The sequence below is a fragment of the Candidatus Clostridium eludens genome, assembly GCF_045310515.1.
Classification (GTDB): Bacteria; Bacillota; Clostridia; order Clostridiales; family Clostridiaceae; genus Clostridium_B; species Clostridium_B eludens.
This window is the reverse complement of record NZ_JBJHZX010000016.1, coordinates 1-26,354: the sequence shown is the minus strand read 5'-3', so window position 1 is coordinate 26,354 and position 26,354 is coordinate 1. Positions and strand designations below refer to the sequence as shown.

Annotated in this window: 26 protein-coding genes, 1 pseudogene and 1 riboswitch; of the genes and pseudogenes, 7 read left to right on the top strand and 20 right to left on the bottom strand. The window is 30.5% G+C overall.

Going from position 1 to position 26,354, the window contains the following annotated elements; all coding sequences use genetic code 11:
* Positions 1-10: 10 nt before the first annotated feature.
* From ACJDU8_RS11745 to ACJDU8_RS11720, 6 genes are all read right to left on the bottom strand, one after another.
* On the bottom strand, positions 11-184 hold the full coding sequence (locus ACJDU8_RS11745) for a hypothetical protein (protein WP_406792343.1): 174 nt from the start codon (positions 182-184) through the stop codon (positions 11-13).
* Between the two features lie 95 nt (positions 185-279).
* Positions 280-804 carry a VanZ family protein gene (locus ACJDU8_RS11740; protein ID WP_406792342.1) on the bottom strand — a complete coding sequence of 175 codons (525 nt, stop codon included), beginning with the start codon at positions 802-804 and terminating at the stop codon, positions 280-282.
* 270 nt (positions 805-1,074) lie between these two features.
* Positions 1,075-1,716, bottom strand: a complete 642-nt coding sequence (locus ACJDU8_RS11735) for a lactate utilization protein (protein ID WP_406792341.1) — start codon at positions 1,714-1,716, stop codon at positions 1,075-1,077.
* 119 nt (positions 1,717-1,835) lie between these two features.
* Entirely contained in the window at positions 1,836-4,736 is a 2,901-nt protein-coding gene (locus tag ACJDU8_RS11730; RefSeq protein ID WP_406792340.1) for a DEAD/DEAH box helicase, read from the bottom strand.
* Between the two features lie 185 nt (positions 4,737-4,921).
* Positions 4,922-5,305: a (deoxy)nucleoside triphosphate pyrophosphohydrolase gene (locus tag ACJDU8_RS11725; RefSeq protein ID WP_406792339.1), complete on the bottom strand. Its 384-nt coding sequence runs from the start codon at positions 5,303-5,305 to the stop codon at positions 4,922-4,924.
* A 307-nt stretch (positions 5,306-5,612) separates the two neighbouring features.
* Positions 5,613-7,628 carry a methyl-accepting chemotaxis protein gene (locus ACJDU8_RS11720; protein WP_406792338.1) on the bottom strand — a complete coding sequence of 672 codons (2,016 nt, stop codon included), beginning with the start codon at positions 7,626-7,628 and terminating at the stop codon, positions 5,613-5,615.
* Between the two features lie 139 nt (positions 7,629-7,767).
* A riboswitch (cyclic di-GMP riboswitch) is annotated at positions 7,768-7,851 on the bottom strand.
* 713 nt (positions 7,852-8,564) lie between these two features.
* Here ACJDU8_RS11720 and ACJDU8_RS11715 point away from each other — a divergent pair.
* Both ACJDU8_RS11715 and ACJDU8_RS11710 read left to right on the top strand, forming a co-directional pair.
* A complete protein-coding gene (locus tag ACJDU8_RS11715) occupies positions 8,565-8,888 on the top strand; it encodes a DMT family transporter (protein ID WP_406792337.1) in 324 nt (107 codons plus the stop codon).
* Between the two features lie 56 nt (positions 8,889-8,944).
* Positions 8,945-9,391, top strand: a complete 447-nt coding sequence (locus tag ACJDU8_RS11710; RefSeq protein WP_406792336.1) for a MarR family winged helix-turn-helix transcriptional regulator — start codon at positions 8,945-8,947, stop codon at positions 9,389-9,391.
* 403 nt (positions 9,392-9,794) lie between these two features.
* Here the strand turns inward: ACJDU8_RS11710 and ACJDU8_RS11705 are convergent, their stop codons facing one another.
* Positions 9,795-9,992: an alpha/beta-type small acid-soluble spore protein gene (locus tag ACJDU8_RS11705; protein WP_406792335.1), complete on the bottom strand. Its 198-nt coding sequence runs from the start codon at positions 9,990-9,992 to the stop codon at positions 9,795-9,797.
* A 393-nt stretch (positions 9,993-10,385) separates the two neighbouring features.
* Between ACJDU8_RS11705 and ACJDU8_RS11700 the strand changes: the two genes are divergently transcribed.
* On the top strand, positions 10,386-10,580 hold the full coding sequence (locus ACJDU8_RS11700; protein ID WP_406792334.1) for a hypothetical protein: 195 nt from the start codon (positions 10,386-10,388) through the stop codon (positions 10,578-10,580).
* A 52-nt stretch (positions 10,581-10,632) separates the two neighbouring features.
* Here the strand turns inward: ACJDU8_RS11700 and ACJDU8_RS11695 are convergent, their stop codons facing one another.
* The 13 genes and pseudogenes from ACJDU8_RS11695 to asnB form a co-directional block, all read right to left on the bottom strand.
* Positions 10,633-10,872, bottom strand: a complete 240-nt coding sequence (locus ACJDU8_RS11695) for a hypothetical protein (protein ID WP_406792333.1) — start codon at positions 10,870-10,872, stop codon at positions 10,633-10,635.
* A gap of 444 nt (positions 10,873-11,316) precedes the next feature.
* Entirely contained in the window at positions 11,317-13,017 is a 1,701-nt protein-coding gene (locus tag ACJDU8_RS11690) for an acyltransferase family protein (RefSeq protein WP_406792332.1), read from the bottom strand.
* Positions 13,010-13,873: an ABC transporter ATP-binding protein gene (locus tag ACJDU8_RS11685; protein WP_406792331.1), complete on the bottom strand. Its 864-nt coding sequence runs from the start codon at positions 13,871-13,873 to the stop codon at positions 13,010-13,012. The genes ACJDU8_RS11690 and ACJDU8_RS11685 overlap by 8 nt, the downstream gene beginning before the upstream one ends.
* The gene (locus ACJDU8_RS11680) at positions 13,866-14,249 is read right to left on the bottom strand and encodes a GntR family transcriptional regulator (protein ID WP_406792330.1); all 384 of its coding nucleotides are present in this window, start codon (positions 14,247-14,249) and stop codon (positions 13,866-13,868) included. Before ACJDU8_RS11680 ends, ACJDU8_RS11685 begins: the two co-directional genes overlap by 8 nt.
* Positions 14,250-14,349: 100 nt before the next feature.
* Positions 14,350-14,820 carry a DUF2889 domain-containing protein gene (locus ACJDU8_RS11675; protein WP_406792329.1) on the bottom strand — a complete coding sequence of 157 codons (471 nt, stop codon included), beginning with the start codon at positions 14,818-14,820 and terminating at the stop codon, positions 14,350-14,352.
* 249 nt (positions 14,821-15,069) lie between these two features.
* Positions 15,070-15,438, bottom strand: a complete 369-nt coding sequence (locus tag ACJDU8_RS11670; RefSeq protein WP_406792328.1) for an SdpI family protein — start codon at positions 15,436-15,438, stop codon at positions 15,070-15,072.
* 73 nt (positions 15,439-15,511) lie between these two features.
* Positions 15,512-15,841, bottom strand: coding sequence for a tRNA-binding protein (locus ACJDU8_RS11665; protein ID WP_406792327.1), 330 nt, complete (start codon positions 15,839-15,841; stop codon positions 15,512-15,514).
* 155 nt (positions 15,842-15,996) lie between these two features.
* The gene (locus ACJDU8_RS11660; protein ID WP_406792326.1) at positions 15,997-16,716 is read right to left on the bottom strand and encodes an isoprenyl transferase; all 720 of its coding nucleotides are present in this window, start codon (positions 16,714-16,716) and stop codon (positions 15,997-15,999) included.
* Between the two features lie 549 nt (positions 16,717-17,265).
* Complete coding sequence (locus tag ACJDU8_RS11655; RefSeq protein ID WP_406792325.1) at positions 17,266-18,270, bottom strand: hypothetical protein; 1,005 nt, start codon at positions 18,268-18,270, stop codon at positions 17,266-17,268.
* 153 nt (positions 18,271-18,423) lie between these two features.
* Positions 18,424-18,579 (bottom strand): hypothetical protein, encoded by a 156-nt coding sequence (locus tag ACJDU8_RS11650; protein WP_479723068.1) that lies wholly within the window; start codon positions 18,577-18,579, stop codon positions 18,424-18,426.
* A 531-nt stretch (positions 18,580-19,110) separates the two neighbouring features.
* A pseudogene (locus ACJDU8_RS11645) lies at positions 19,111-19,431 on the bottom strand (DinB/UmuC family translesion DNA polymerase); the annotation flags it as partial.
* 441 nt (positions 19,432-19,872) lie between these two features.
* Positions 19,873-20,670: a polysaccharide deacetylase family protein gene (locus ACJDU8_RS11640; protein WP_406792324.1), complete on the bottom strand. Its 798-nt coding sequence runs from the start codon at positions 20,668-20,670 to the stop codon at positions 19,873-19,875.
* A gap of 722 nt (positions 20,671-21,392) precedes the next feature.
* Positions 21,393-23,312, bottom strand: coding sequence for an asparagine synthase (glutamine-hydrolyzing) (gene asnB / locus ACJDU8_RS11635; RefSeq protein ID WP_406792323.1), 1,920 nt, complete (start codon positions 23,310-23,312; stop codon positions 21,393-21,395).
* 443 nt (positions 23,313-23,755) lie between these two features.
* Between asnB and ACJDU8_RS11630 the strand changes: the two genes are divergently transcribed.
* From ACJDU8_RS11630 to ACJDU8_RS11615, 4 genes are all read left to right on the top strand, one after another.
* Positions 23,756-24,088, top strand: coding sequence for a hypothetical protein (locus tag ACJDU8_RS11630; protein WP_406792322.1), 333 nt, complete (start codon positions 23,756-23,758; stop codon positions 24,086-24,088).
* A gap of 372 nt (positions 24,089-24,460) precedes the next feature.
* Positions 24,461-24,901, top strand: coding sequence for a MarR family winged helix-turn-helix transcriptional regulator (locus ACJDU8_RS11625; RefSeq protein ID WP_406792321.1), 441 nt, complete (start codon positions 24,461-24,463; stop codon positions 24,899-24,901).
* Positions 24,902-25,132: 231 nt separating this feature from the next.
* Positions 25,133-25,633 (top strand): GNAT family N-acetyltransferase, encoded by a 501-nt coding sequence (locus ACJDU8_RS11620; RefSeq protein ID WP_406792320.1) that lies wholly within the window; start codon positions 25,133-25,135, stop codon positions 25,631-25,633.
* Positions 25,634-25,689: 56 nt separating this feature from the next.
* On the top strand, positions 25,690-26,136 hold the full coding sequence (locus ACJDU8_RS11615) for a C-GCAxxG-C-C family protein (RefSeq protein ID WP_406792319.1): 447 nt from the start codon (positions 25,690-25,692) through the stop codon (positions 26,134-26,136).
* The last annotated feature ends 218 nt before the right edge of the window (positions 26,137-26,354 follow it).

Below are 26,354 nucleotides of genomic sequence, written 5' to 3'. Positions count from 1 at the left end.
AACACTCTTCTTATTTTTTCACTGCCTCAATTATTCCAATAGCCTTTAAAGCATCCTTAAAAGCACATATATAAATCTCCCTGTATATGATGACCATCTCAGCATTTATAATGTCTCCATATTCTACAAATGGCCCCTGTAACTCTTCATCAGACTTACTTATTAAATCCTGTACCTCCAGCAATGTAGTTTCCAACTTTTTATGATCATTACCTTTTTTACCTAAACCAAGTGAAATATCATTAAGCCTTTTATCAAAAGATTATGCAATAAAGATATTCAGAATCTCATTCTCACCATGAATAAATAATATAATATACGAGGTAATCCCATAGCAGATAGTATTGTGATTGCAGTATATACTTTTTTCTCATCTCGTAATATAGACAATAAAAACTTATACCCTAAAATACCAATCAATCCACCCAAACAATTTAGAATTATATCATCAACGTCTGATGCTCCAATGCATAAAAGCCCTTGAATGATTTCAACAAATAAACTCACTATAAATATAAACAACAAATTGGTTATTACTCTTTTATCATTTTTGAATAATGACAAATATGTACCAAGTGGAATAAAAATAACTATATTGCCAACCACATTACTAAAAGAAAATGCTCTTATATTTGCAGAGCTGCCAGATATATATTCCATTATACTATAAAAAGGAATGAGATTGATTGACCTATGCTCCAAATGCGAAATTCTTGATAAGAACAATATCTTAATTAACAAAATTATGCAACAAATGAAAACACCATATAAAAAGACTGTTTTAATTCGCTCTCGTTTATTCATAATACCTCCATTTTTCATTTCATCTCTGCTTATTCTCTGACGTTATGTAAGTCATTTAAATATTCATTAATACTCTTCAAAACTCTTTTGATATTCTTTATTGGACTTGGATAAAAACAAATCTTTCATAATCAATCATCCTCTTTAAATAGTTAAAGCAGCACTAGTAGGGCTGCCTTTTAAAATTTATTGATATAAATAAAATGACAAAAAGACTTACTAATAAGCAAGCCATTTTATCGTGTCAAAAGAAAATTGTGAGCTAAATCATTAATATCCCAATTGTTTTCCTACAATTATTACCTTTATTCTATTTTTAATAAATTGTCCTCTAATGATTATAAAATTATTACATATCCTATTGGGACTTTTACAGTCTACACAATAGCCTAAGGTAGTACATGGAGTATTTTTACCTAATCTTTTAGCATCAATGGGAGCAGAGTAGCTTCTAACTCTTTTTTCAGCTTCTTCTATGTCCTTAACTATTTTATTTATTCCGATTACTAAAATAACCTGCTTAGGTCCATAAATCATTGGTGCAACTCTACTTCCATTACCATCAATATTATAAAGTTCTCCATCTTCTGTTAAGGCATTTGTACTACACATAAAAGTATCAGCCGAAAAATTTTGTATATATATTTGCCTTTTTTCTCCACTTGTAATACCTTCTGTATACTTATCTAAAAAGGTAAAATTTCCTTCACGGAGAAAATCTATAACACCTGTTTCAAAAAGTGTCATTGAATCGCCCACACCTACTACGGAATTTTTATCTACAAGTTCTTTTAAAAGTTCTTTTAATTCCATATCATCATTAACAAAAAATCCTGCCATATTGCGTTTTCTTAAATTATTTATAGTTCTTTCAACTTGTTTTTCTCTATACCATAAAACATTATTATCCATCTGAATGTATTTCCTTTCCCAATATCACAGACGTAAAACAGGCCGTGAAACTTATTTTATCCTAGCCAGGACTTATGCTTAACGGAGAACTTTTAGTTGATGCTCTACTCATTTCTAATTCATATCTTTTTAATAAACTCCGTATGTATTGTAATTGGTACTTCATTTTCTAATTTTATTTTAACAGTTATAGGTTTTTCTCCTTTACATTCTACTACATACCCTTTTCCCATATAAATATACGGTTGAACAACTCCATCTATTTTCTTATATTTTCTTAAGAAGATATGCAAATTAATGCCTCTTTGCTTATTGAATATAATATTTTTTCCTCTTTCTGAACTTTGTGATGTACTATTAGGACTTTGCCATTGAAAATAATTTCTATCTATAAGTTTATCTTTATAATTAATGCTTTCCTTTATATTTTTTTCTTTATGCAAATCTACAAAAATAAAATATTCATTTTCATTAGTTATAAGTCCACTTCCTCTAAAAGAGCTGTGAATTTTAGTGTAATTTGAAAGCAACGCTACATCCACCATTTTGTACTGCTCATATAATTTTAAAAATGGAACTCCATAATAATTGCTTGAAAACTTTTTTTCATACCTTATAAGCGCATAATTTATAATATCTTCAATGTAACATCTATATTCTTTATTGTGTATTACTTTTTTAAATTTCCAAGTACAAGATAATATTTCATCCTGGAATTCAACTAACTTAACAGTACTTTTTATTTGAGCTGTATCATAGTAATTTTGATTTAAACAATTAAAAGCATGTATAATACTATTATCATCTACATAATCAATATATTTTAACATTTCACATCTAGCCTGCTTTAAGCTTATCTGTTCATGATTTAAAAGATGCTTTAATATACTAAATTCATAAATTCTTTTTATTGGCAACTTGTTAGTGAACTCTTTTAGTATTTTAAAGAAATCGTCATCTTCCAATATACTTTCCAACTCTTTTTGATTTTCCATTTTAACTACAAAGCTAAGATAAGTTTTTTCCTTGTTTAAAAATCTCAAAGGATCTGGTGCCCCATCATACTTTATATAATCCATAAGAAAATATGGCACTTTTTCTCCATTCATTTTCTTAAACTCTAAATATTCCTCCTTTAAATATTTCATAGAATTAAAATTTTCTTTATTTAGCTGCTCTAAAATTCTCTCTTCAGCAACTTTATCCATTTGAATATTAGTACATCCAGGTATATTTCCAAACTGAGTTGACACTGCTACTTTTAAACTATCTTTGTCATAATACCTTGAACCGTTTAGAGCTATGGCTATTAAAAATACTTTTTTATGATTTCCTATAAAGTCCAATACAGTTAAAAATGTTTTGCCTTTATGTTTTCTAAGTCCTCTGCCAAGCTGCTGTATAAATATAATAGGTGAACTAGTAGGCCTAAGCATTAAAACTAAATTAATAGATGGTATATCCACACCTTCATTAAAAATATCTACAGTAAATATAACTTCTAATTCATCATCATCATTTTCTAATCTTTTTATATAAACCGCTCTTCCACTTGGAGAATTTTTTCCTGTTAAGCATACACTTTTTATACCTCTTTTATTAAATTCACTTGCCATATACTCCGCATGATCTATATTTGCACAAAAGCCTATACACTTGCATTTCTCTCCATCATACCCATAAAACAGCACTTTTTCTATTATAAAATCAACTCTTTCATTAACTTTCAATCTTTTAACTATTTCATCAATATCCTGCAAGCTTACATCACTTAAATCTATGCCATCAATATCTGTTATACCAAAATAGTGAAATGGAACTATCAATTCTTGTTCTAAAGCCTCTCTAAGTCTTACTTCTAAGGCTATATTACCACTAAAAATATCAAATATATTCCCACCATCACACCTTTCTGGTGTTGCAGTCATTCCAAGCAAAAATTTAGGTTTAAAGTAATCCATGATTTTTTTATAAGATGAACTAGCTGCATGATGGGCTTCATCTACAATAATATATTCAAAATCATCTTTTTTAAAATTATCAATATAATTGTTCATTGATTGTACAGTTGAAAATACGTAATCTGCATCTATTTCCTTGCTTGTACCTGTTAGAAGTCCTGTGCTCTTATTTTTATTCTTTACTAGTTTCTTAAATGTTTTCTCCGCATCTCTTAAAATTTCTTCTCTATGTACTAGAAAAAGCATTCTTCGGGGATTATATTTTATAACATCAAAAGCTGACATATATGTTTTACCTGTACCAGTAGCTGCAATAACTAATGCCTTATTTTCGCCTGAATGTCTTAATCTATCTAAACTCTTTATTGCCATTTCTTGCATCTCATTTGGTTTTATTAATTCATAATTACTAAAATCTAAAGCCTTATTAGTCTCACTTTTTCTAATTTCCTTGAGGAAACTTCTGTAGCTATTAAGAAATTCATCACTTACAATAGTAGTGGAATCCCATAATCCTAAGTATTCTTCTAAAACCTGACGTGTAAAACTATTATCTTTTTTTGAAACAACTTTTACATTCCACTCAACATTACTTTTTAAAGCTCTTTGAGTTATATTAGAAGATCCTATAATTATTTTATATTCTTCTCTATTCTCGAAGATATAAGCTTTAGTATGAAAACCCTTATCTTTATTAGCGATAAAAACCTTTAAATCAATATTACTAAACTTTCTTATTCTTTCAAGTGCCTTAGGTTCAGTAAAATTAAGATATGTTGAAGTCAATATTTTGCCCTTAATGCCTTTTTTCTCAAGTTCTTGAAAACTATCCAATAAGAGTTGAACACCACTAAAATTGATAAATGCTGTACTGAAATAAAATCCATTACATTGGTTTAAACATATCTTAAGTTCTTGTAATAGATTTCCTTCTTCTGAATTAACTATCAATTCATTATTAACAATAAACCCGCTATTTTCTATTTCCTTATTCTTGATATTGAAATTGTTACTATCTTTCTTTTCTATACTATTTATTTTGTCAAATATTGATCCCATATTATCACCTGTATTAATTTAATAAGTTATTTAATTCTTTATACAAAGAACAATATTTATATAATATTTTACAATTTAATCAACGCCTATTGATGAAATACAAATATTTTTATATAAAAAAAGCGATATTTATTGTCATGCATATATGCTACACATATTAGATTTCAAAAATGCCATTCTTTCTTTTACAATTCTTTGAGTTTCTCAACAACCAATATATCTGCTGGAACCCATCTAAGTTTGTCCAACTCATCTAATGGTATCCATTTAGCAGCATTATGAGCGTTTAAATGAATTTTTCCTCCACATATATCACACAAGAAGCAGTGCATTGTAAGATGAAAATTTGGATAATCATACTCAATAGTAGTTACATATTTAGAAACATGTATATCCAATTCTAATTCTTCTTTAATTTCACGAATAAGTGCTTCTTCTCTTGTCTCTCCAGATTCTATTTTGCCACCTGGAAATTCCCACATATTTTTAAACTCACCATAACCACGACAGGTGGTAAATATTTCATTGCCGTGCTTTATAATTGCAGCTACTACTTCTACTGTTTTCATTTATATAATCACCTCATATCATACGATAATTATACTATAATTTGACACACAAATATAGTTTATACCTTTGACGTTAAAAATACTTCTAAATTATTAATTACAGAACTATTAATATCTTTAAACATATAATCGCCACCCAAAAAATAAAATGCGCTGCTGAGAATTTCTACTTTCCCATCAACGCATTAAATTTCCAATGCTCCATATTATCTTTTTGATTTTCCCACGTCTTATATGAAAAATTAGTATGTATACAAGGTCATTCACCGACCACTACAATACTATATAGCTATATTTTTTATAATTATCATATAGTAAACTTTAAAGCTATACTGTTCAATTCAGCTGAGCTCTTCTTTATTATATCCGTTTCTAATTTTATTTCATTTGCATTGTCAGTTATAATTGATATCTTCTCTGCGATATTGCTAACTCCATTTGCTCCTTCACTGCTAGCCTTAGAAATATTGTCTACAACCTCGGAAATGATCTTTATGGATGCTAATAGTTCTTCTGATGTGGAACTTAAATCTGTCATTAATCCTTCTATAAAAATTGAATCCTTATTATAACTTTCACCAGTTTCAACAAGTTCCTCATATCCTTTTACTACTTGGATATCTATAAAGTCTAATGACTTCTTAGAATTTTCGGACAAACTATTGACCGCTTCAAATACACTGCTAATTATATTTTGCATTTCATTTACAGTAGCTTCAGAACTTTCTGCTAGTTTTCTTATTTCTTCTGCCACAACTGAAAATCCTCTTCCAGCTTCTCCTGCTCTTGCTGATTCTATAGATGCATTCAATGCCAATAAATTAGTTTGAGCTGATATTTGTAAAATAAAATCTGTTAACTCTTTTATTTTATCCACTTCTTTTGATTTAATAATTGCATTATTAACTGCTTCATTTATCTCTAATTTAATTTTATTTGCATCAGTTTGAGATAGTTTTGCATTTTCTTTTAGCTCATTTGCTTTTATACTGATTTCATTAACTGATGTTGTACCATCTTGGGTTTTTGTAGTAATATCCTCTATGGCTGTACCAATTTCAACTGTACTAGCATTTATTTCTTCCGTTGAAGCTGCTGTTTCTTCCATACCCACTGATAGTTTTTCCACAGTTTCTGAGGTCTCAACTAAATTTTTAGCTAATACAGCTATATTATCATTTGTTATAGAAACAGCTCTATTTACTTTGTTAACCTCTGCAACTATTATTTTAACTATACTATGTATGCTTTCCATGAATTTATTAAAATACATCGACAATTCACCAATTTCATCTTTTGATGTTATCAAAATTCTTTTAGTCAAATCTCCATGCCCCTCTGATATTTCCTTAAAATTAGAAGTAAGCTGTAAAATTTTGTTCATAATAAAAAATCTAATAAATACTAACATGCATACAATTAAAAGCACTCCACAAATTAGTAATATAACACCTTGGCTAGCTATAAGCTTGTTAACTAAGCTATTAATAAAATCGGCCTTTTCCCCTATAAAAATCATACCTGAAGGTTTTCCACTTACATCAATAATCGGTTTATATCCACCAACATAATTTTCATTATTAATTATACATTTGCCATAGTAAGATTGGCCATTTTTTAACACATCGTTTATTATAGAAGTATTTTCAGTTTTTGTACCAATAATCCTTTTTCCATTTTTATCTTTTATAGTGGTAGCAATTCTTTCATTGCCATAAAAAATTGTAATATCATATCCAAATAATTTTTTTTGTTTATCAAGAAATGCATTATTAGAAAGAATATATCCCAAGGACACTGCACCTATAATATTACCATTGTTATCCTTTAACGGTACCCCTGCCCTAATAGAATATTTTACAACTTCCCCATTTTCTATGCCTACAGATTTTTCACCGTTCAAAGCTTTTTTAATGTTTACCTGATTTGCTATATTATCACCATATTCATTCGGTTCATGAGCGCGTATAAAAACATTACCTTCTTTATCTGTTATTACCAAATAATCGATACCAAAAGATTTTAATGCCGTTTTACCTAAATCCAAAGCAGCTGCTCTATTTTGTGTACTAAGAGCTTCAACAAGTCTAGATGAATTTTCAAACCAATCACAAGCATTTAACGACTTTTGCTTTAAATCTTCTATATTACTTGCAAAAGTATTGCTTTTTTCCTCTATTTCATTAAGACTATTTTCATAAAGACTATTCTTTACTATATAATTAGAACTTATGGATACAACCATAATAAAAAGTAATGTAAATGTAATTACTATAAAAGACAATTTACTCCATATACTATTGAGTTTAAAATTTTTTAACAAGTAGCATTCCCCCCTTATTCTTCCTTTATGTGTTCCTCACTGTGCTTACCTAGAATAGATAAAGCTTTTTAAGACCTAGTATCATTTGTATATTCATCTTAAATAATAAAACCAATTAAAGCTAATAAAAAATCAATTAGTTTCAATTGGTCGGTTGCATCACTAACTCCGAATTCTCAAGATGCCCAAATAAATAGAATTCTTCACAGTTCCCAGTCTTTTGTATTTTGTTGATGTTTTTTATATATTATTGTAATTTTATGTCTATATATGCGTATATTATCATTATAGTATGAAAAAATCAATATCTCATCCATCTTTTAACATAAAAATAAAATGCCTTGATGAGAATTTCTATCTTCCCAGCAGTGCATTAAATATTTTATAATCAAATAGTGATATTTTATATATAGGAGAATTGAATTATGAAAGTTTTAAAATATATTATTTTATGGATTATAAGTTTTATTGCCTTTATGTATCTTTCGTTTATTCTCGAAAATCTGTTACATAACGGTAATAACGATTCTGATATTATACTAGTTGGTATTTATTTACTAGGGGCAACTATAATAACTTGTACAGTTCTAATAATTAACACTATTAAAGATATACACGAATAAAATTAAAATTTATATATTTTAAGAATAGTAAATTATTGTAATATGAATATATATATCTATTTTTAGCTTTTCTAAAAACATTACCCAGAATAACCTTTTAAAAGCGCTTTAATATATAATCATTTTGTTCAAAATGTGAATTTAATGTGACTTAAATAAAAAACAAGAGAGCTATTTGAAAATTGAATAATAAGGTGTTTAATTGTTTATAAATTCCATGGGAATTTTAGCTAATATTGACTAAAGCATAACATTTTAGTACAATAATATTAGTCCATTAATGGACTAATATTATTTAAAAGAGGTTTTTACTATGGAATGGATCTATCTAATTTTAGCTATTATTCTTGAAACTTTAGGAACTACTTGTATGAAGATCTCTGAAGGATTTACAAAATTACTACCAGCACTAGGAACACTTTTAACATATGGGCTATGCTTTATTTTTTTATCAATGTCCTTAAAGAAGATATCTGTTAGTATAGTATATGCTATATGGGGAGCAGCAGGAATTACTATTATATCAGTAATAGGAATTCTTGTTTTTAAAGAGGATGTTAGTGTGTTAAAAATAGTATCTATACTTTTTATTGTATTAGGGGTTATAGGACTAAATTTTAGTGGTGTTAGTCACTAGTTTCTCTTATAATTAAGGTAGTATTATTTTATAATTGAAGGAAGAGTGTACAAGACATGAGTGAGGAAGAGAAATTTACTGAGCTATTAGATGTTTATTATCAATCTTGGTTTAAAATTAATGATATTTATCGTGTTTGGTCCAGAAAACATGAAATTCAAGATACAACCTTGTTTACTTTGTATGTAATAAATAAAAGTTCCCCTTATTGTACTCAAAATGAAATTCGGGATAAATTGAGTTTGCCGAAACAAACAGTTTCGTTAATACTATCTGGACTTGAGAAAAAAGGATATATTCTGAGAGAATTGAATTCTAAAGACCGTAGGAACAAAATTGTTAGGTTTACGGAGAAGGGAAGTCAATATGCAAGCAGTATACTTGAAAAACTTAAATCAGCAGAAGTAGAGGCTTTTGGAAATATGTCGCAAGAACAAAGAAGAACTATGATAGAACATTTTTGTTTGTTATCTGATCTATTAGATAAAAGTCTTTCTAAATAATGCACTTAATTAAAAGAATTTAAGTTGTGTTAGATAACGATTTATAAGAGCACCGCATTATTTAATTTTGAATTTTGGGGTGTTTTTTCGTCGCATTTCAAATATTTTATAGCTTTAATTATATATTCCTAAAATAGTATAACTACTTTAACCTTAAAATTATTTCTACATATGCTATAATAATTATTAAGATACAGGCTCAAAAAATTAAGATGAGCTGTCGGAAAGCACATCTTAATTGATTAAAAATATTTAAAGACAATTTTTAAAACCGTAACGGCCTCTTTTAATTTATTATACCATAATGTACAGTATTTTAAATAAATAAAAATATGTGTAATATTCTATACAAAAATAGAGCCTAGAATGGCCTATAACACCATTCTAGACTTTTTATAACATCTTACTTTAAACCTTGTTCATAAGCTTCAACCATTTTCTTAACCATGTTTCCACCTATAGAGCCAGCTTCTCTGGCAGTTAAATCTCCATTATATCCATTCTTTAAATTTACTCCAACTTCTTGAGCTGATTCCATTTTAAATCTATCTAAAGCTTCTCTAGCCTGTGGAACTACTAAATTATTACTGCTACGTGCCATAATTAACACTCCTTTGTATAGTAATCTTTACTGTTTATACTTAAAGTTTGTACATTTCTATAAAAAATATTCTAAGTAATTAAATGAATATTTGGAAAACAAATATATAATATGATAAAGTGGGTATAATACTAATATATAACTAAAGTCCTTTGAATATCTTTACTGTTTATGGGCTAGTTATTTATGTAAAACGAAAACTCCAGCTAAAATACAGTTGGAGTTTTTGATCATATACCTCTATACCATTTTCTAACCTCTTCATGACCATTTCTAATCAGTGAACTCTCCCCTGCTTTAGAAAAGTGAGAGTATCTTTGTCATGAATAGGTGAAAGGTATCATATATATGTACAATAAATTATAATAACAAATGGTTAGGAGTGTATGAGTTATGAACTTATTAGAAAAATTTTTCAAAGTTGCTAATGTTACAATAGATAAAATATGGAATCAAAATATAAATAGGCATCTTATTCAAATCAATCCACAATTTATTGAAAGTGAAGAAATAATATCTAAATATAATGAATCAAATGAAAGAATGGAACAAATTAGAAAGTCTATTCAAAATAATTACTCATCATAATATTGGCTTAGCATAATCTAGATAGCTTGTCTATATTTATTACATACGCTTATTATAAAACTTCCAATAAATATAATATATTGACAAAAATATAGTGGCCTTGACAGGCCACTGATGGATTATTGCTATGGTATTGTGTAGTTGAAGCTTTCTTATCCTTGCCTATCTCCGAGACAGTAGCCTTTATAATATCAAATATATCTCCCGAGCTTAGTCCTGTTTGAGTTATAATTTTTTCTACGGCCTTGCTGTGTTTTGATAGTAAAATGATGAATTTTCCTGAAATTTTCATTATTTTAAAGCTTTATAGTCTTTCATGATGGCTAATGTCCATGAAACGAAAATCTCATATTTCCAAAATTATTCACATTATTTGACTGCTGTTTAGGAATTAAAAACATTGAATTTTTTAAAACCATGATGAAGCAAGATCGCTTCTTCAACCATGGTTATTATAAATACTTTCTCATATTCTCAAGAATGACTGAATATGCATTTGGCCACAAATTAAGACCTTCCATAGAAAATTCTGCTTTTAAATTTCCTTCCTCATCGGCTAAAGCTTCATTAACATTTATAAAATTAAATCCATTTTTTGGCTAATTATTCTACTGCTTCAGCTATATTAGCATTAGAACGTGTTGCAAATGTATACTAATAGAATATTGTTTTCAGTACAAGAAAATCCCTCAAACTAACAGAATGAGGGAATATAAAACACATTTTAGTATTTGCATTAAATGATTTCTTTTGCGTACGGAATTAGCCGAATAAGATAGGCAGCTCCGAAACAGAGCGGTACTCCTATTACAGCCACTAAACCGAATTTCAGCAGCTGATTTATATGGATACTTCGCATCGCCAGCATCAGGAAAACGATAACTGGCACATGGATAACGTACACGGCGAAGGAATGCCGGGAGAGGAACCGGCCGAACTTCTTCCCGCCGTCGAGGAAGCGTCGGAAGAAAGTAATCAATGCCAGACTTATTCCCACGGCGAAGATCGAATCCCACAGAGCGAATACGGCCGACTGCCAGCTCCCGTAGCCTATCCACTTGCTGCCAGAGCCGATAAATATCGCCGTGGGGAACAGTATGACCGTTGCGAGCACAGCCAGAACGAAGCCAAGCTTCCCGAGCGAACCGGTGACCGACCTAAGCCAGCCCTGACGGAAGACAAGCATTCCGATCAGGAAAAAGCTCAGGTATTGGGCCAGATACCCAAGCGACGGAAATTCGAGCACGGGTATGCCATATGGAATGACGCTCCTCAGCAGGTAGCTGGCCGCCGCCAGCGCCAGCGTAAAGAGGGCGACTTTGGGGAACGTGAGCTTCTTGGGCGCATCGTCCGCTGGGCGCTCCGGGCTGTTGTTCACAATCGTACGCCATGCCAGGTAACCCAGGTCGAATACGAGCAGCATTACGGCGAACCACATCTGATCCAGGGCAAATAGATTCCCGATGGGTTTATGCGTTATTCGATGGCTTCCCCAGACATCCAGGGGGCTGATTATGAAGACGTAAACAAGCGTGGGTATGCCGAGCCTCAGCATCCTGTCCATAAGGAATTTGCTGGGGCCCTTGCGTTCATACGATCCGGGGGTGAAATACCCCGAGAGCAGGAAGAGCAGGCCCATGAAGTATGCCTGGTTCAGCATCAGGAACAAATACAAGCCGAAAGTCTCGCCCAGGTGCTGCAGCACGACGAGTATCACCATCCATGTGCGCAGATTGTCGGCGAAGTACAGGCGTTTCCCCGGTTCTTCCGCCGGAAGGCTTATCATCCTATTTCCCTCGGTAAGTGCACAGGATAAAAGGCACGAAAGAGCCAGCAATATAAGCCCTAGGACCAGTCCGATAGCCGCTATTGTGAGGTTGGATGTGAGATTCTGGACAGCCGGGCCTGCCTGTTTCAGAACGTTCGTTTTTCTCGTAAAGGCAAAGGTAATTATGAAAATCAAATAAAACGGCAAGTTAGAAAAGACATATACTTTAGAAAACGAAAATTTAAAATACAGCGGAAATATCACCGCGATCATCAGGCAGACATAAAAGAAGGCGGCGGACAAATAGGTCAGGGATTCAGTGTTACTTATTCCCTTGTTGGTCAAAAACGAAATGATATATGCTAATATCGCCGCGATGATCCCGTTTATGACGACGATGCACAGGGCGTATATATATCTACCTATGACTATTTCGGATTTCCTGAGTGGTAATACTCCATACAGTTTTTCCAGGTTATTTTTTTCATATATGGAAAAGTACTGACCGATAAGGGGTGCCGAAATAACCATGACAACCAAAGCACCGAAAAAGGGTGTTTTTGAAATCACAGCGAGGAAAATCCCGAGAATGTAAGCAATCACAAACATCGGATAACGCGACTTCATTATATCATGATCGAGCCTTATCGATTTGAGAATATTATTCATGATTTCCATCTCCTTTGCTTATTGATACTAAAATCTCGTCTATAGAAGGTGTTTCAGTAACGATTTCTGGAGCCAAATGTTTCATCTCGGAAGCCGGCAACAGTCCCGCAAATCCGACGATATTTGTGGTGAGCCCGATGATTTTTTTCTTCAGTGACTCTGTCAGGTCATGTGGGCCGCCCCTGACGATGCAAAAACTTTCTAGTAGATCATCTTTGGTTCCGGAATAGAAGATATTTCCATAATCAATCAATGTAATATAATCGGCGATTTTTTCAAGGTCAGAGGTAATATGCGTTGAAAAAAGAATGCTTTTCTGCCCGTTGGCAATATATTTTCCTAAAATTTCAAGCAGCTCGTTGCGGGCAACGGGGTCAAGTCCACTCGTAGGTTCATCAAGTATTAAAAGCTTTGCTTCATGTGACATTGCAGCAGCCAGCATCAGCTTCATTTTCATACCACGAGATAATTCTTTCACCCTTTTGTCCATAGGTAGATGAAAGTCGCTTACATATTTATTGAATAGTTTACTGCTCCAATTGCTGTAAAAGCTTTTAATAGCTCTTTCTACTTCCCTGACTTTCCAGCTATCAACAAAATATATATCATCAAAAACTACTGCAATGTCCTGCTTGATTTTCTGCTCGTCCTGTATATTATCCAAGCCGAATATTTTTATATCTCCACTGTCCCGGTCAATCATATTAAGGATTAGCCGGATCATGGTGGTCTTACCAGCACCGTTCTGACCGACAAATCCCATGATATATCCCATCGGCAAAGTAAAAGAGATATTATTCAATGAAAAATCTTTATAGCTTTTACAAAGCTTTTGTATTTCAATAGCATTATTCATATGGATTTCCCTCCAACATAGATTTAAGCATTTGTAATAATTCTTTTTGAGGCAATTTAGCTATCTTAGCAGCATTTATAGCAGTGGCAAAACCATCTTCAATTTTACGAAGCAGCTGTTCACGTACCAGCTCACTGTCTTTCGGAGAAACAAAGCAGCCTCTACCTTGAATACTTACAATAAAACCCTCCTGCTCTAAATCAGAGTAAGCTCTTGTTGTAGTAACTACACTTATTTTTAATTCACTGGCAAGCTGCCTAATGGATGGAAGCATATCTCCTTCATTTAATTCATCACTAAGTATGGCTTCCTTGATTTGTTCTTTAATCTGTTCATAAATAGGTTTTCCCGATGTATTTCTAATTATAATTCGCAATATAAAATCACCCTCATCACGCCGAACATGTCTTTATTGATTTATTGTCTTTAGTGTATTTACTGTATATATCGTATAATAACATCTGTATTATAGTATGTCAATATTTTTGTTTTTTATATTTTTCTAAAAGCATTTTATGAGCAATACAAGCATTTGTAAGTTTGGTAATTACAAAATTCCACCATTGTCTATGATTCATATTTCCTCTTTTTATTTGTTCAGTGTGATAGAAATATATTATTGCTGGAGCAGAAATTCCCAATAGATGCATTACATTCGAACACCCACTACCACCTAGAAATAATTGCCTAACTTTATCAGAAAAATCATCATACAAGCATAATCCTATTACTTCTTCTATTTTTGCTTTAATTAATAAACAACTTTCCATAGGATATTTTAAGAAATCTACATTAGCATTTTTTATAATCATATCTGACACTAAAATATCCAACTGAACTTTAATTTCATGAGTATTGTCTTTTAAATATGATGTTAAATTCCATAAATTTTCATCTTTTTCAAGATAATTGACAGTAAAATTCCTACTATAAAATGGTTTATCCATACCATTATCTCCTCATTTTAAGATTATATAGATACTTTAAAGCTAAGATATCTACACATAACTTAACACTTGTGACTCAAGTTTTGAATAATGTGACTTAACTAAAGACATTAATAATTTTATTCTTTCAATGATATAATTTATACTTATAATTTTTGTAGAATATATTTAGTAAAATTTTTTACTACATTATAAGAAAATTGTTTATTAAGTAATTACAAAATCTATTTAATAATTTGCTTTTAGCAACTATTTTCTATTTCCCTCACTGTCAAAAATATTTCTTAAATATATTTCTGAAATGAAAACACCAATTAAAATAACTGGTACTATTCCAATTCCAATAGATAATACAACAGCCATTACGCCATTGAAATTATTATGAAATACTACAGCAGATATCAAAGTCAGCACAAAGTATACTGCTCCACATATAATTAGCACATTCCCACCATATGTATTTGCTTCCTTCCAAGTATCTGCATTTTTCTTTGAAAGTTTAGTTCTATAACCTATACCATTATGTGGATTTACATTCGCTATACTTTTACACAAAAACCCTCCACCAATTATAACTAATGATAAAAATACTGAATCTACAATAGCAAATATAAACATACCATTTCCCATCCCTAATAAAACTTGTTACGAAATAAATTACTGATGTATCACGACTTACACAAATTAGCAATTAACCTAATTTATCACCTTTCTTAACAGGTTGTTCTGGCTGAATTAATACTACTCCTTGTTTAGCATAAACTCCTAGTACCAATACTTCCGACATAAAATCAGCAATTTGTCTCGGTGGAAAATTTATAACTCCCAGGACTTGTTTACCTATAAGCTCTTCTTTTTTATAACATTCTGTAATCTGAGCACTTGATTTCTTTATACCAATTTCATCACCAAAATCAATCCACAACTTATAAGCAGCCTTTTTCGCTTTTTGAAAAACTTCCACTTCTGTAACTTCTCCAACCCTAATATCTAATTTCATAAAATCTTCAAAAACAGCCATAATTATATCCTCCTTATATACTATAAAACTGTATTTTAGAAATATCCCATGTTAATTTTTTTTATTAGCCATGACATACTTTTTCACCTCAACAACTTCAAATTCTCTTCATAATCTTTTACTGAGCAAAGATCTACAATATAATCTAAAAAAATTTACAAATCTATTTCATTATAGTGTTTAATTGCTTGTTTCAAATGGTCATACTTAAAATCTGGCCAAAAGTCATTTGTAAACCATAGCTTAGCTTTTGCAGACTGCCATAACAAGAAATTACTTACCCTCATTTCTCCACTTGTTCTAATAATTAAGTCAACATCAGGTAATCCTGAGGTAAACATATAATTACTAACCAAACTTTCGTTTATTTTATCAACATTAAGATTTCCAATATCCATATCATGTATCATGTTTTTAGCAGCATTTGTTATTTCTGAACGACTCCCATAATTTAATGCAATATTTAATATCATACCTAAATTATTTTCCGTTGAGCTTTCAGTCTTTTTAATTTCATCTATTAATTGACAAGAAAGATTATCTGTAACACCAATATGCTTCACTCTAATATTTTCTCCAGCTTCATTGCGCAATTTTATGAAGAACTCCACAAATAGCTTCATCAAGAAATTCACCTCTTCATCAGGGCGACTCCAATTCTCCGTAGAAAAAACATAAAAGGTAAGTACTTTAACTCCTAATTCGAAACAGTCTCTAGTAACATTTTTAATTGGCTTTGTGCCAGCTTTATGACCAAAAGTTCGAGGCAAACCTTTCTTTTTAGCCCATCTACCATTTCCATCACAAACTATAGCAATATGCTTTGGTATTTTAATTCTGTTATCATATAACAAATCCTTAGCTGGACCATTCATCTTTCCGACTCCTTTTCTTCAATAGTTGTTAATTACTACCTGTTGTACTCGTTGATTCATCATATTAAAAATGACTGCTTTTCTAGACTAGAATTTTCTACTTTTAAAAATTTAAGCTCGTCTTTTCAATGGTTTCAAAATTTAACTAGCACAACAAGTCAATTATTAGTTTTGCCTATAGAAATAGAGTATTTTCCATATATTTTCATCACACAAAAATAAAAAATTATTGTATAGTAAATTACAATTTGAGCATAACTAATTCTAGTATATCATGAAATTTGAGGGAATTTAAATCATCTGATTTTTATTTATATGTTTACTTATTAAAATTCTTATTAATAAATTCTTTTCTAGCTAGTTTTGTTTACGATGAATTTATTAAAGGTATTCCTGCCTATCTAGTTGATAGATTAAACACAGTTACTAAATAGCAGGGAGAATAAATTAAATATTCCTTATATACCTCATTCAAATTTTTTAGGGAAGATATAAAAACAAGGATACATGTGTGATTTTTACACATAGTGCCCTTGTTTCTGATTTTCTTTATTCTGTTTCATTTTCAACAGACAGGAGTTTTTCTCTCCTTATTTCATGTAAAGTCTTTTCACTACCCTTAACTATGGTCCATTCATAAACACTTAAAGCTGACCATCCTGTAACCTTTTCTCCCCATTGATTAAATGTAAGTTTTTGACCATTGTACTCCACATTTTTAGTATCAATAACTATAGCATCTGAATTGCCAAAATTCTTAATTACAACAGTGTCGCCTGCTTTAATAACTCCCCATTCAAATAATTTATCCATCCTTGGAAGATAAGATCTTGTAATAGGTGTGTTTCTCTTTTCTGAATACACTTGTCTTTTCTTATCGTCAACTTCAACATAAAAATCTTCTAATGCTGGAGGAGGTAATATCCTATTAATATCTATAAAATAATTATCACCAATTTTCATTGGACTTAATTCGAAACAACTGATATCTACATTATTAGCTATAAGCCAAGCAACTGCTGATAATGTTTGGCTATCAAAAGAAGATGCTATAAGAATAATTCTTTGCCTATAATTAAATGTCTTAGCCGCATTATTCTTTTCAAGGAAATCATTCAATATTCTTGTTGCTTTTTCATAGGCAGTTAAATCACCTGGTTCAAATTCATCTTTATATTTTTCAATATAAGAAGCAAATATCTTATCAACAAGCTCATCAGTAGTTTTTATCTTAGCATAACTTGCAGCATATCTTATCGCTTGAAATTCAAAAGCCTCTCTTCTTTGTTTAATATCCTCAACATCTCTTTTGATTTCGATTAGTACAAGATTACCATACTGGTCTACTGCAGTTAAATCACTTCTACCATTTTCTTTATTTACAACCTGCTTACCAACTACAAGAAGAGTTTCATCCTGAAATATAACTTCTATATTCGAGCGCAAGAATTCTTCAATATGTTCTTCTCTTAAATTTAAATTTTTAAAGTTAGTATTTGTTATCTCAACGTCTGGAATCTCTATGGAATCCTTCATTTCTACTGGAATCAACATATAATTTACCACCCAATTGTTTCATATTTGTAATTATATCCTTATATAATAGGTTTATTCTGTAAAATCACACACTCTCCAAATTATATCGAAAACATTTTAACCAAGTATATGTACAGCTCTGCTGGCTTAAACTTTAATATCTCTTTAGATTTAGAACCTAAGCACCAAATTTCCCCCACATTTATCACAAATAGCTTCATTCTCGTCTAATTTATGTTCGATAACTACTCTTTTTAAGTTAGCTAGATTATCTTTCTTTCCAACATAACTTGATGTCTTTTTTCTTTTATAAGTTATTTCTTCCATGGTTGGCTCTTCAGCCTTGGCATCATAATACTGCTCAGACTCATTAAAAATGGATAACTGATTAGCATCTACCTGCTCACTTAATTTTCCAATTCACTGCATGAAATGTTGTTTTGATTTCCTTGTTAATAAGTATATTAGAAAATATACTTGCCACCCAAAAATAAATTTCGGTGGCAAATGGGTGGCAAAACATATTTTTTATGTTGTTTTATTCTCTACAATCGTTGGTATTCCTCAATATTTTAACCACGCACTCCACATGGGGGGTATCCTATAATTTAAAATTAAAATATCTTAATGTAAATTTAAATGACTCGTCTTAGCTTTTTATTTTCAAGGGTTAAAGGAAATTCAATTATTTTATCAGCATTTCTTAAATCATTTCAACTTTTATCATTTGTCTACTCATTGGTAGTAAATCAGTAGTATACTACTAAAACAGCCTAAAATTTATGTATCCCAACAGCTACTACAACCTACGTTTAAGTTTAACACCGTAGTTGCACAATATATATCATTTAAATATAATTAATTTTTATTATCTTTCTTCATCAATATTGCACGATTAATTATTGAAGAACCATATTTTTGACGTATATCATTAATAGCGGTTTCCAGCTTATCTATTTTGTCTACACTGTTTCTTTCATGGTCCTCTTCTAACATGTTAAATATTGATATCTGTTCACTATCATTATCCTTGGCAAACCCACTTAGGCTTATTCCTAACAAACGTACTGGCAGCTGCTTATTCCAGTTTTTTTGAAGCATTTTAATTCCAGCAGAATAAATTTCCTTTACAAGATAAGTTGCAGGTATAGTTGTTTGACGGGTAATGGATTGAAAGTTTAAAATTCTACTAATTTCATATCAAGTAATTTCATTGTCAAACCCTTGTAATATCAATGTCTAGCATTAGTTTATAATTCTTATAATATGTTATACTTAAGGCACTAAAAATCGCTTTATAGACACCAAATCCCCGAAAAATTATAATTGCAAATTAATTTTAGGTTGGAGTTTTAACATGATGCGAATTAGTTAATTCGTCACTGTTTAATAATTAATAGTAGAATATCCCCATGCGGTGCAGCCCATAGCCATCAACCTTTTTCAAAAGATTCTATACTTCTTAGGTTGACGGCTGCTATGGGCTTCTACCCTCTAAGTAGGTAAAGTATCAAGGTATGTGTGATAGGTATAAAGTTAATAATTTTTACCAATAATAAAGTTTTTTTATTAAACATTCCAAAACAAAATAAAAGGTTAGTAGTTAATTTACTAGCTTTATTATCGGACATTATTTTTATTTATTATTCCAAGGTCTATCATCTTCTTCTGTTCTACTTCAGTTAAATCTCCAAAAGTTCTAAAGACAAATCCTTGATTTTTCAAGTATGTTATTATTTCAGGCAGAGATTCTACTGTAAAATGCTTATAATATGTGTCATGCATAAGTATTACTGCAATTTTTTTATTCTGACATTGATTTTTAACATTTCTTTTTATTTTCTCAACAGATACTTCATGACTGTCTGCATCACCTGAACAAACATTCCAATCTACATATTTTATTCCCTTATCATTTAAAGTCTTTTTTATTAAATTTAAGTTTGTTTTACTGATTATCAGATTAGTTGAGCCGCCTGGTAATCGAGTATAATTTATAGGTTCTTTATTTGTTATCTTTTTTATTGTGCTTTTACATATTTCATAATCACTAATATAAGCATCTAAACTTTTATATATTTTTTTATAATTATGAGAATAAGTATGGACTCCTATACACATACCACTATTACTTAATTCTTTTAGTGCTTCAGGATTTTCTTCAGCCTTTATTCCAACCACAAAAAAGGTAGCTTTTATATTGTTGTTATTTAATATTTTTAATATTTTTCCTGTATTATTTACGCTTGGTCCGTCATCAAAAGTTAAGAATACTTCTTTAGGGCATTCCTGAATATTTTTAGACTTATTGTTGGATGGAGCTAAATTATCGGTATATCCAGCACTCGAACAATTTGAACATATAAATAGTATTGTAATTATGAGGATACCACAGCGTAAACCACAAAACTTTTTCATAAGAAAAACACCTTCTTTAGTTTAAGAATATAAATTTATACCTCAAACTTATCATTACCTTTATTCCATAAATGATTACGGTAATTTATTCTAACTGTTTTAGGTATAAATGTTTTTCTGTGAAAATCATTAGAGTTTCTATTTTATTTATACATACTGCAGGTTTTCTCACTATCCTATAAGGGGTAATACTAGGGTAGCTGCGACCAATCGCAAACTGAATTACTTATTTTGGAAATGTGTGCTATATATCTTATTGTATTTAGACAATATATACTTAATATCTAATTAGTCTGCCCAGCAAAAGATAAAACTAGAGCAATTTACACTCTAGTTAATAAACAAAACATGAAATTTGTGACTTACCTCTTGAGTAAATAATAATGAACAAATTAAGAGTAAAGGAGTATTTTATAGCAGTCCAATATACTTATTACTTTTTAGTTATAGTAGTTTGTCTTATAGCTAAAAAACAAATACAAGCTTTTGCAAATATATGGACTTTATTTCATACAATTCTCTTAGTTTGATGACTATAGTGATGTACCAAAGGTACCCGATAAATTGCCTTGTTATTCTTTCTGGTAAGATAATCTTAATAAAAATATGGGATAGTTTTTAATTTTTTTGTCATGCCATTGGTAATGAAATTGTTAGGAGCTTTAGTTTATCACAAAATTCATTGTTAAACTTTTTTATAAACTTATACAGCTTTGATAGTGCTACACCAATCCAAATTGTTCTTGCAGAGCCACAAGACTTCCAATTGTCATAATAAGCGCATCTATCTCGCCTCTATCCTGAAATGGGCTCTCTTTAATGTTATTAAGTAAATTACTAATCTTGTTTTTATCAAAGAATGGCAACTTATCTAAATGATCACCAATATATTCATGCATAAATGTAAACATTGGATCTTCTTTATCAATGGAAGGTGGTGCGGCAAAAGGATGTTTTTTGCGTTGATAAACTGTACTAGTTATAATTGGACGTACTGCTTCACGTAGAATGTACTTTTCAGTCATATTTCGTATTTTAAGAGACGTTGGAAGGGTAGTAACAAATTCTACTAACTTGTGATCTAAAAATGGAACCCTACCCTCTACACTATGTGCCATTTCCATACGATCTCCCAAACTGCATAATAGATAGTTTGGGAGTAATAACTTTGACCAAAGATATTGTGATTGATTTAATATATGACGCCCCCTAAGTTGATTCTGAATATCTTGGTCATCTAAGAATAAGCCATATGAGTCAATATCAAAAAATTTTGCATTTATATCATTTGAAAACAGCTTTTTGATATTACTAGAAGCTAAAATAAACATTTTTAACCAAGAAGGTATAAAACCAAGGCGGCGTTTTATTGTATTATTATCAATACTTTCACTTGATGATAGATCATAAAAAACTAATGTTTTTTCCTTTAATTCTTTAAGAGCATGATTAACACTAGCCTTACTTCCATAATCCTCCGTATAAAGTAACATATCTTGGCGAAAATGAGCATATCCCCCCAATATTTCATCAGAACCCTCACCGGTTAAAACAACCTTATACCCTGAATCCCTGACAGACTTACTAAGCATAAACTTAGCTACAGTATGTGGATTTGCAATAGTTGTTTCACAATGACGTATTGAATCAACAAAATTTTGAGCAAGTGCTTCTTTTGTTACAACATAGGGATTCAGTTCAGCTCCTACGAGTTCTGCCATTTCTTTTGCGATAGAGGATTCATCATAAGCAGTATCTTCAAAACCTATTGTAAAAGCTTTTACACCAGATCCTCTAAATTTTGCAACTGTACCAAGTATTGAACATGAATCAAGACCACCGCTGAGATAAACGCCTACAGGAACATCTGCATGCAAACGCAATTTAACTGCCTCATCAAAATAATTTCTGAATATTTCAACAGCTTCTCCCTCACTTAAGTTATTATTGTGCAATTCTTTTAATGGGTAGTTGAAATCCCAGTAGCGATACATCTTATGTTGATATTCATCTGCTACAATAACATGACCAGGTGGAACTTGAAAAACTCCTTTAAATAGTGACCTATTTTGCATAGGAGTAAATCCTAAATGACTACCAATATAAAAACTCTCATCATCCCACCTAGCGGGAACCCCTGCTGCTAAAAGAGCTTTAATCTCAGAAGCCATAAATAACACATCATGATAGAAGGAATAATATAAAGGCTTAATTCCAAAACGATCTCTTCCAGCAATCAATCTTTGAGTTTTAGAATCCCATAGTATAAAAGCATATTCTCCTCTTAGCTCATGTAAAGCATCTAGGCCTAATTCTTCATAAAGATGAATTAAAACTTCACTATCTGAGGCAGTTCTGAATATATGATTTTTTGCCTGAAGCTCAGCTTGTATTCTCTTAAAATCATATATTTCACCATTTACTACAGCATGAATACTTCCATCTTCATTTTTAAGAGGTTGCTCACCTCCTTCAAGATCGATAATGCTAAGTCTTGTATGTCCAAGTGCAACTTTTCTGTCTTCGGACATCCAAACTTGCCTACCGTCTGGACCACGATGATGTAATGTTGCTGTTGCCTTTTTTAAGGTGTCCATATTTAAATTTCCTTTACTACAAAAAGAGCTAAAAATTCCACACACATAAACTCCTCCTTCATATTTATTTTATTAGGTAACCTTGTATTCTAATAAACTTAAAAAACGTAATTTTTTAATATAATAAACCCCTCCATGTATAAGGGGTATTACCAGTACTAATATTACAGAAATCAGTATAAATTTGTACAAATTAATATAACTGACTAGTCAGTTATATTAAACATCTTTTTCGCGTTTCTGTCAACAAGTTATATTAAAACCAATTTAGCTTGTTAAATAACTATTTTTTCAAACATACAAATACTGATTCTAAGCCCAAAAACATATTTTGATACAATTGAAATCTAATGTATAGTTACTTGACATAAACATATAAACCTGTCCCAATAATAATTTGTTTATGGTATTATTTACATATAGCTAAGTTGTAAATATAAATAATTATATATTAAATTTAAAAACGAAAATATTGTGGAGGATTATATATGGGGATAAAGGTATTGCTAGCGTTTCTTTCAACTATTGCTGTTGTATTATTTCAAGTAGCTTTTAGCGAAATAGAAACAAACCCGTATAAGAAAACTTATTATGATCTTATTTTCAAGTTAAGTAAAAATCCTAATGATAAGGAATTAAAGACTAAAGCAATAGAAGCTGGAAATAATTATTATAGTAGAATTAAAGTTTATGGAATTGGAGGTGCTAGAGGTGGAGTATCTTCTGCTCATATGAAAAGAATAATAGGCCCTATAGATGAAAAAGCTCTTTATGAAGATATGATTAGAATAGTTAACACAAAGAAAAGACCCGAACATTAAATGCCATACTTGTAAAATGTTATTGATAGTTTATTATAAGAGATGGTATGGAACTGTTACTATCCCTTAGTCTTGAAGTTAAATAAAAAATAATCTTTTGGAGCTGATTTAAGATGGTTTTCAAAACTACTATCAAAAATAAACTAACAGTGACTACCATTTCTTATTTTGTTTATTAACTAGAGTAAAAATTATTCTAGTTTTATCTTTTAGTGGGTAAATTAGACATTATAAAAATTTTGTCTAAATATATAATAAAACATCTAATGTTAACACCTGATTTAAACTAAATTTAGGATTTATATACTATCTTTTTAAAATATAGTTGTAATATACAACAGTTTCACGATACAATAAAATAGAGGTGAGTAAATGGAATATAAAGGAAGTAACTATTTGCGTGAATTAATTAGAACATTAGTAAGAAATTTAGGCATTTTGGAAAAGGATGACTTAGGCTGTTTTGGAGTTACAATTTCACAATGCCACGCTATTGTTGAGATAGGAAGAACAAAAGACATTTCTTTAAATGAACTTGCTAAGTTATTAACTTTAGATAAAAGTACAATGAGTAGAACTATAGATAACCTTGTGAAAAATGGTTTAGTAGCTAGAGAATTACACAAAGAAGATAGGCGGTATATAACTATAAGATTAACTGATAATGGAATGAAAATATTCAAAAATATAGAAGGAACTATGGAGAAGTATTACACAAATATTTTTATGTCCATTCCAGAAAATAAAAGAGAACAAGTACTTGATAGCTTAAGACTATTAACTGAGGCAGTAAATCAAAATAAATGTTGTTAGGAGGAATAGCAAAGAAAGTGAATTCCGAATCTAAAGTTAATTGTGCATACGATACTACATCATGTTGTGAAGATATAACAAATGACTCATAAAGCAGGGTTGAACGGAAAAATTTCGGTCATATATATGATAAAATAGGCTCAGAGCTCGTTGACGGAGCTTTTGCAGGAGCATATGTAAAAGCGTACAAAATTTAGAAGAAAGATGATATAAATAGGGTGTGGTAGAAAAATGAATTATAAAATTGAAGAAATGATTAAAGAAGATTGGGTGAGTGTAGCAAAAATTTATTTAGAGGGCATTAATACAGGTAAAGCGACATTTCAAACAGAGATACCTACATGGGAAAACTGGAATAACAGCCACGTTAATTCATGTAGGATAGTGGCTCGTTTAGGTAAGAAAGTATTGGGCTGGGGATCTTTAAGTTCAATTTCAAGTAGGTGTGTTTATTCAGGTGTTGCAGAAGCTAGCATATATATAGGAGAAGAATATAGAGGACAAGGTATAGGAACGGCCCTCTTAACAAATTTAGTTAAACTGTCTGAAAAAAATGGATTTTGGACTTTACAGTCTGGAATTATAAAAGAAAATACGATAAGTATAGCTTTAAATAAAAAATGTGGTTTTAGAGAAATAGGTGTAAGAGAAAGATTAGGAAAAATGAGTGATGGTAAATGGCATGATGTAGTTTTAATGGAACATAGAAGTATGGTAGTCGGAATAAACTAACTATAACTTAAATAAATGAGTAAGTATTATTGTAGTAAAGGAAAGGAGTATTTAACATGGAAAAATCAGAAAATGCTGTTGTGAATTTTAAAGAAGGATTAAACTGTTCTCAATGTGTTCTATCAGCCTTTAGTCACGATTTAGAATTAAATAATAAGTTAGCGTTAAAGATTGCTTCAGGTTTTGGAGGCGGGATGTGCCAGGGAGAGGTCTGTGGTGCTGTAACTGGTGCTATAATGGTGTTGAATGTTAAATTTGGAAATAGCGAAGCAAAAGATAGAGAATCAAAGGAAAAAACATATCGGATGATAAGACTGTTCAGTGAAAAATTTATAAGCATTAACAATTCAATAGTATGTAGAAATTTACTTGGAATTGACTTAAAGGAAGAAGATAATAGAAATATTGCAAGAGAACGGGGCTTGTTTAAAATAAAATGTTCCAAGTTTATAGAAGATGCCATTAATATTTTAGAGAATATTTTATCAGACCATTCTATTTAGAATACATATTTCCAAATTATAGAGTTTACTTTACAATTATAACAGAGATGCTGTCCAAATGTAAAAAATAATTAGAGCCTGTGAGAAAAAGTCTGTAAATGCAGTTTTCTATGATAGAATAATATTATCATAGGAGGCTGTTTTTAGTACCATAAAAGTGTAATTGTTAAACACATCATTAGTGATTTAACATTTGCACTTATTTTTTTATAATAAAG

Coding starts and splice junctions, on each gene's coding strand:
- ACJDU8_RS11625 (WP_406792321.1), top strand. CDS start 24,461: ATGGAATATAAAGGAAGTAACTATTTGCGTGAATTAATTAGAACATTA.
- ACJDU8_RS11615 (WP_406792319.1), top strand. CDS start 25,690: ATGGAAAAATCAGAAAATGCTGTTGTGAATTTTAAAGAAGGATTAAAC.
- ACJDU8_RS11715 (WP_406792337.1), top strand. CDS start 8,565: ATGGAATGGATCTATCTAATTTTAGCTATTATTCTTGAAACTTTAGGA.
- ACJDU8_RS11655 (WP_406792325.1), bottom strand. CDS start 18,270: ATGTTGATTCCAGTAGAAATGAAGGATTCCATAGAGATTCCAGACGTT.
- ACJDU8_RS11735 (WP_406792341.1), bottom strand. CDS start 1,716: ATGGATAATAATGTTTTATGGTATAGAGAAAAACAAGTTGAAAGAACT.
- ACJDU8_RS11660 (WP_406792326.1), bottom strand. CDS start 16,716: ATGAATGGTCCAGCTAAGGATTTGTTATATGATAACAGAATTAAAATA.
- ACJDU8_RS11675 (WP_406792329.1), bottom strand. CDS start 14,820: ATGGATAAACCATTTTATAGTAGGAATTTTACTGTCAATTATCTTGAA.
- ACJDU8_RS11685 (WP_406792331.1), bottom strand. CDS start 13,873: ATGAATAATGCTATTGAAATACAAAAGCTTTGTAAAAGCTATAAAGAT.
- ACJDU8_RS11740 (WP_406792342.1), bottom strand. CDS start 804: ATGAATAAACGAGAGCGAATTAAAACAGTCTTTTTATATGGTGTTTTC.
- ACJDU8_RS11620 (WP_406792320.1), top strand. CDS start 25,133: ATGAATTATAAAATTGAAGAAATGATTAAAGAAGATTGGGTGAGTGTA.
- ACJDU8_RS11670 (WP_406792328.1), bottom strand. CDS start 15,438: ATGTTTATATTTGCTATTGTAGATTCAGTATTTTTATCATTAGTTATA.
- ACJDU8_RS11730 (WP_406792340.1), bottom strand. CDS start 4,736: ATGGGATCAATATTTGACAAAATAAATAGTATAGAAAAGAAAGATAGT.
- ACJDU8_RS11695 (WP_406792333.1), bottom strand. CDS start 10,872: ATGAAAATTTCAGGAAAATTCATCATTTTACTATCAAAACACAGCAAG.
- ACJDU8_RS11630 (WP_406792322.1), top strand. CDS start 23,756: ATGGGGATAAAGGTATTGCTAGCGTTTCTTTCAACTATTGCTGTTGTA.
- ACJDU8_RS11665 (WP_406792327.1), bottom strand. CDS start 15,841: ATGGCTGTTTTTGAAGATTTTATGAAATTAGATATTAGGGTTGGAGAA.
- ACJDU8_RS11690 (WP_406792332.1), bottom strand. CDS start 13,017: ATGAATAATATTCTCAAATCGATAAGGCTCGATCATGATATAATGAAG.
- ACJDU8_RS11700 (WP_406792334.1), top strand. CDS start 10,386: ATGAACTTATTAGAAAAATTTTTCAAAGTTGCTAATGTTACAATAGAT.
- ACJDU8_RS11650 (WP_479723068.1), bottom strand. CDS start 18,579: ATGGAAGAAATAACTTATAAAAGAAAAAAGACATCAAGTTATGTTGGA.
- ACJDU8_RS11725 (WP_406792339.1), bottom strand. CDS start 5,305: ATGAAAACAGTAGAAGTAGTAGCTGCAATTATAAAGCACGGCAATGAA.
- ACJDU8_RS11710 (WP_406792336.1), top strand. CDS start 8,945: ATGAGTGAGGAAGAGAAATTTACTGAGCTATTAGATGTTTATTATCAA.
- ACJDU8_RS11640 (WP_406792324.1), bottom strand. CDS start 20,670: ATGAAAAAGTTTTGTGGTTTACGCTGTGGTATCCTCATAATTACAATA.
- ACJDU8_RS11705 (WP_406792335.1), bottom strand. CDS start 9,992: ATGGCACGTAGCAGTAATAATTTAGTAGTTCCACAGGCTAGAGAAGCT.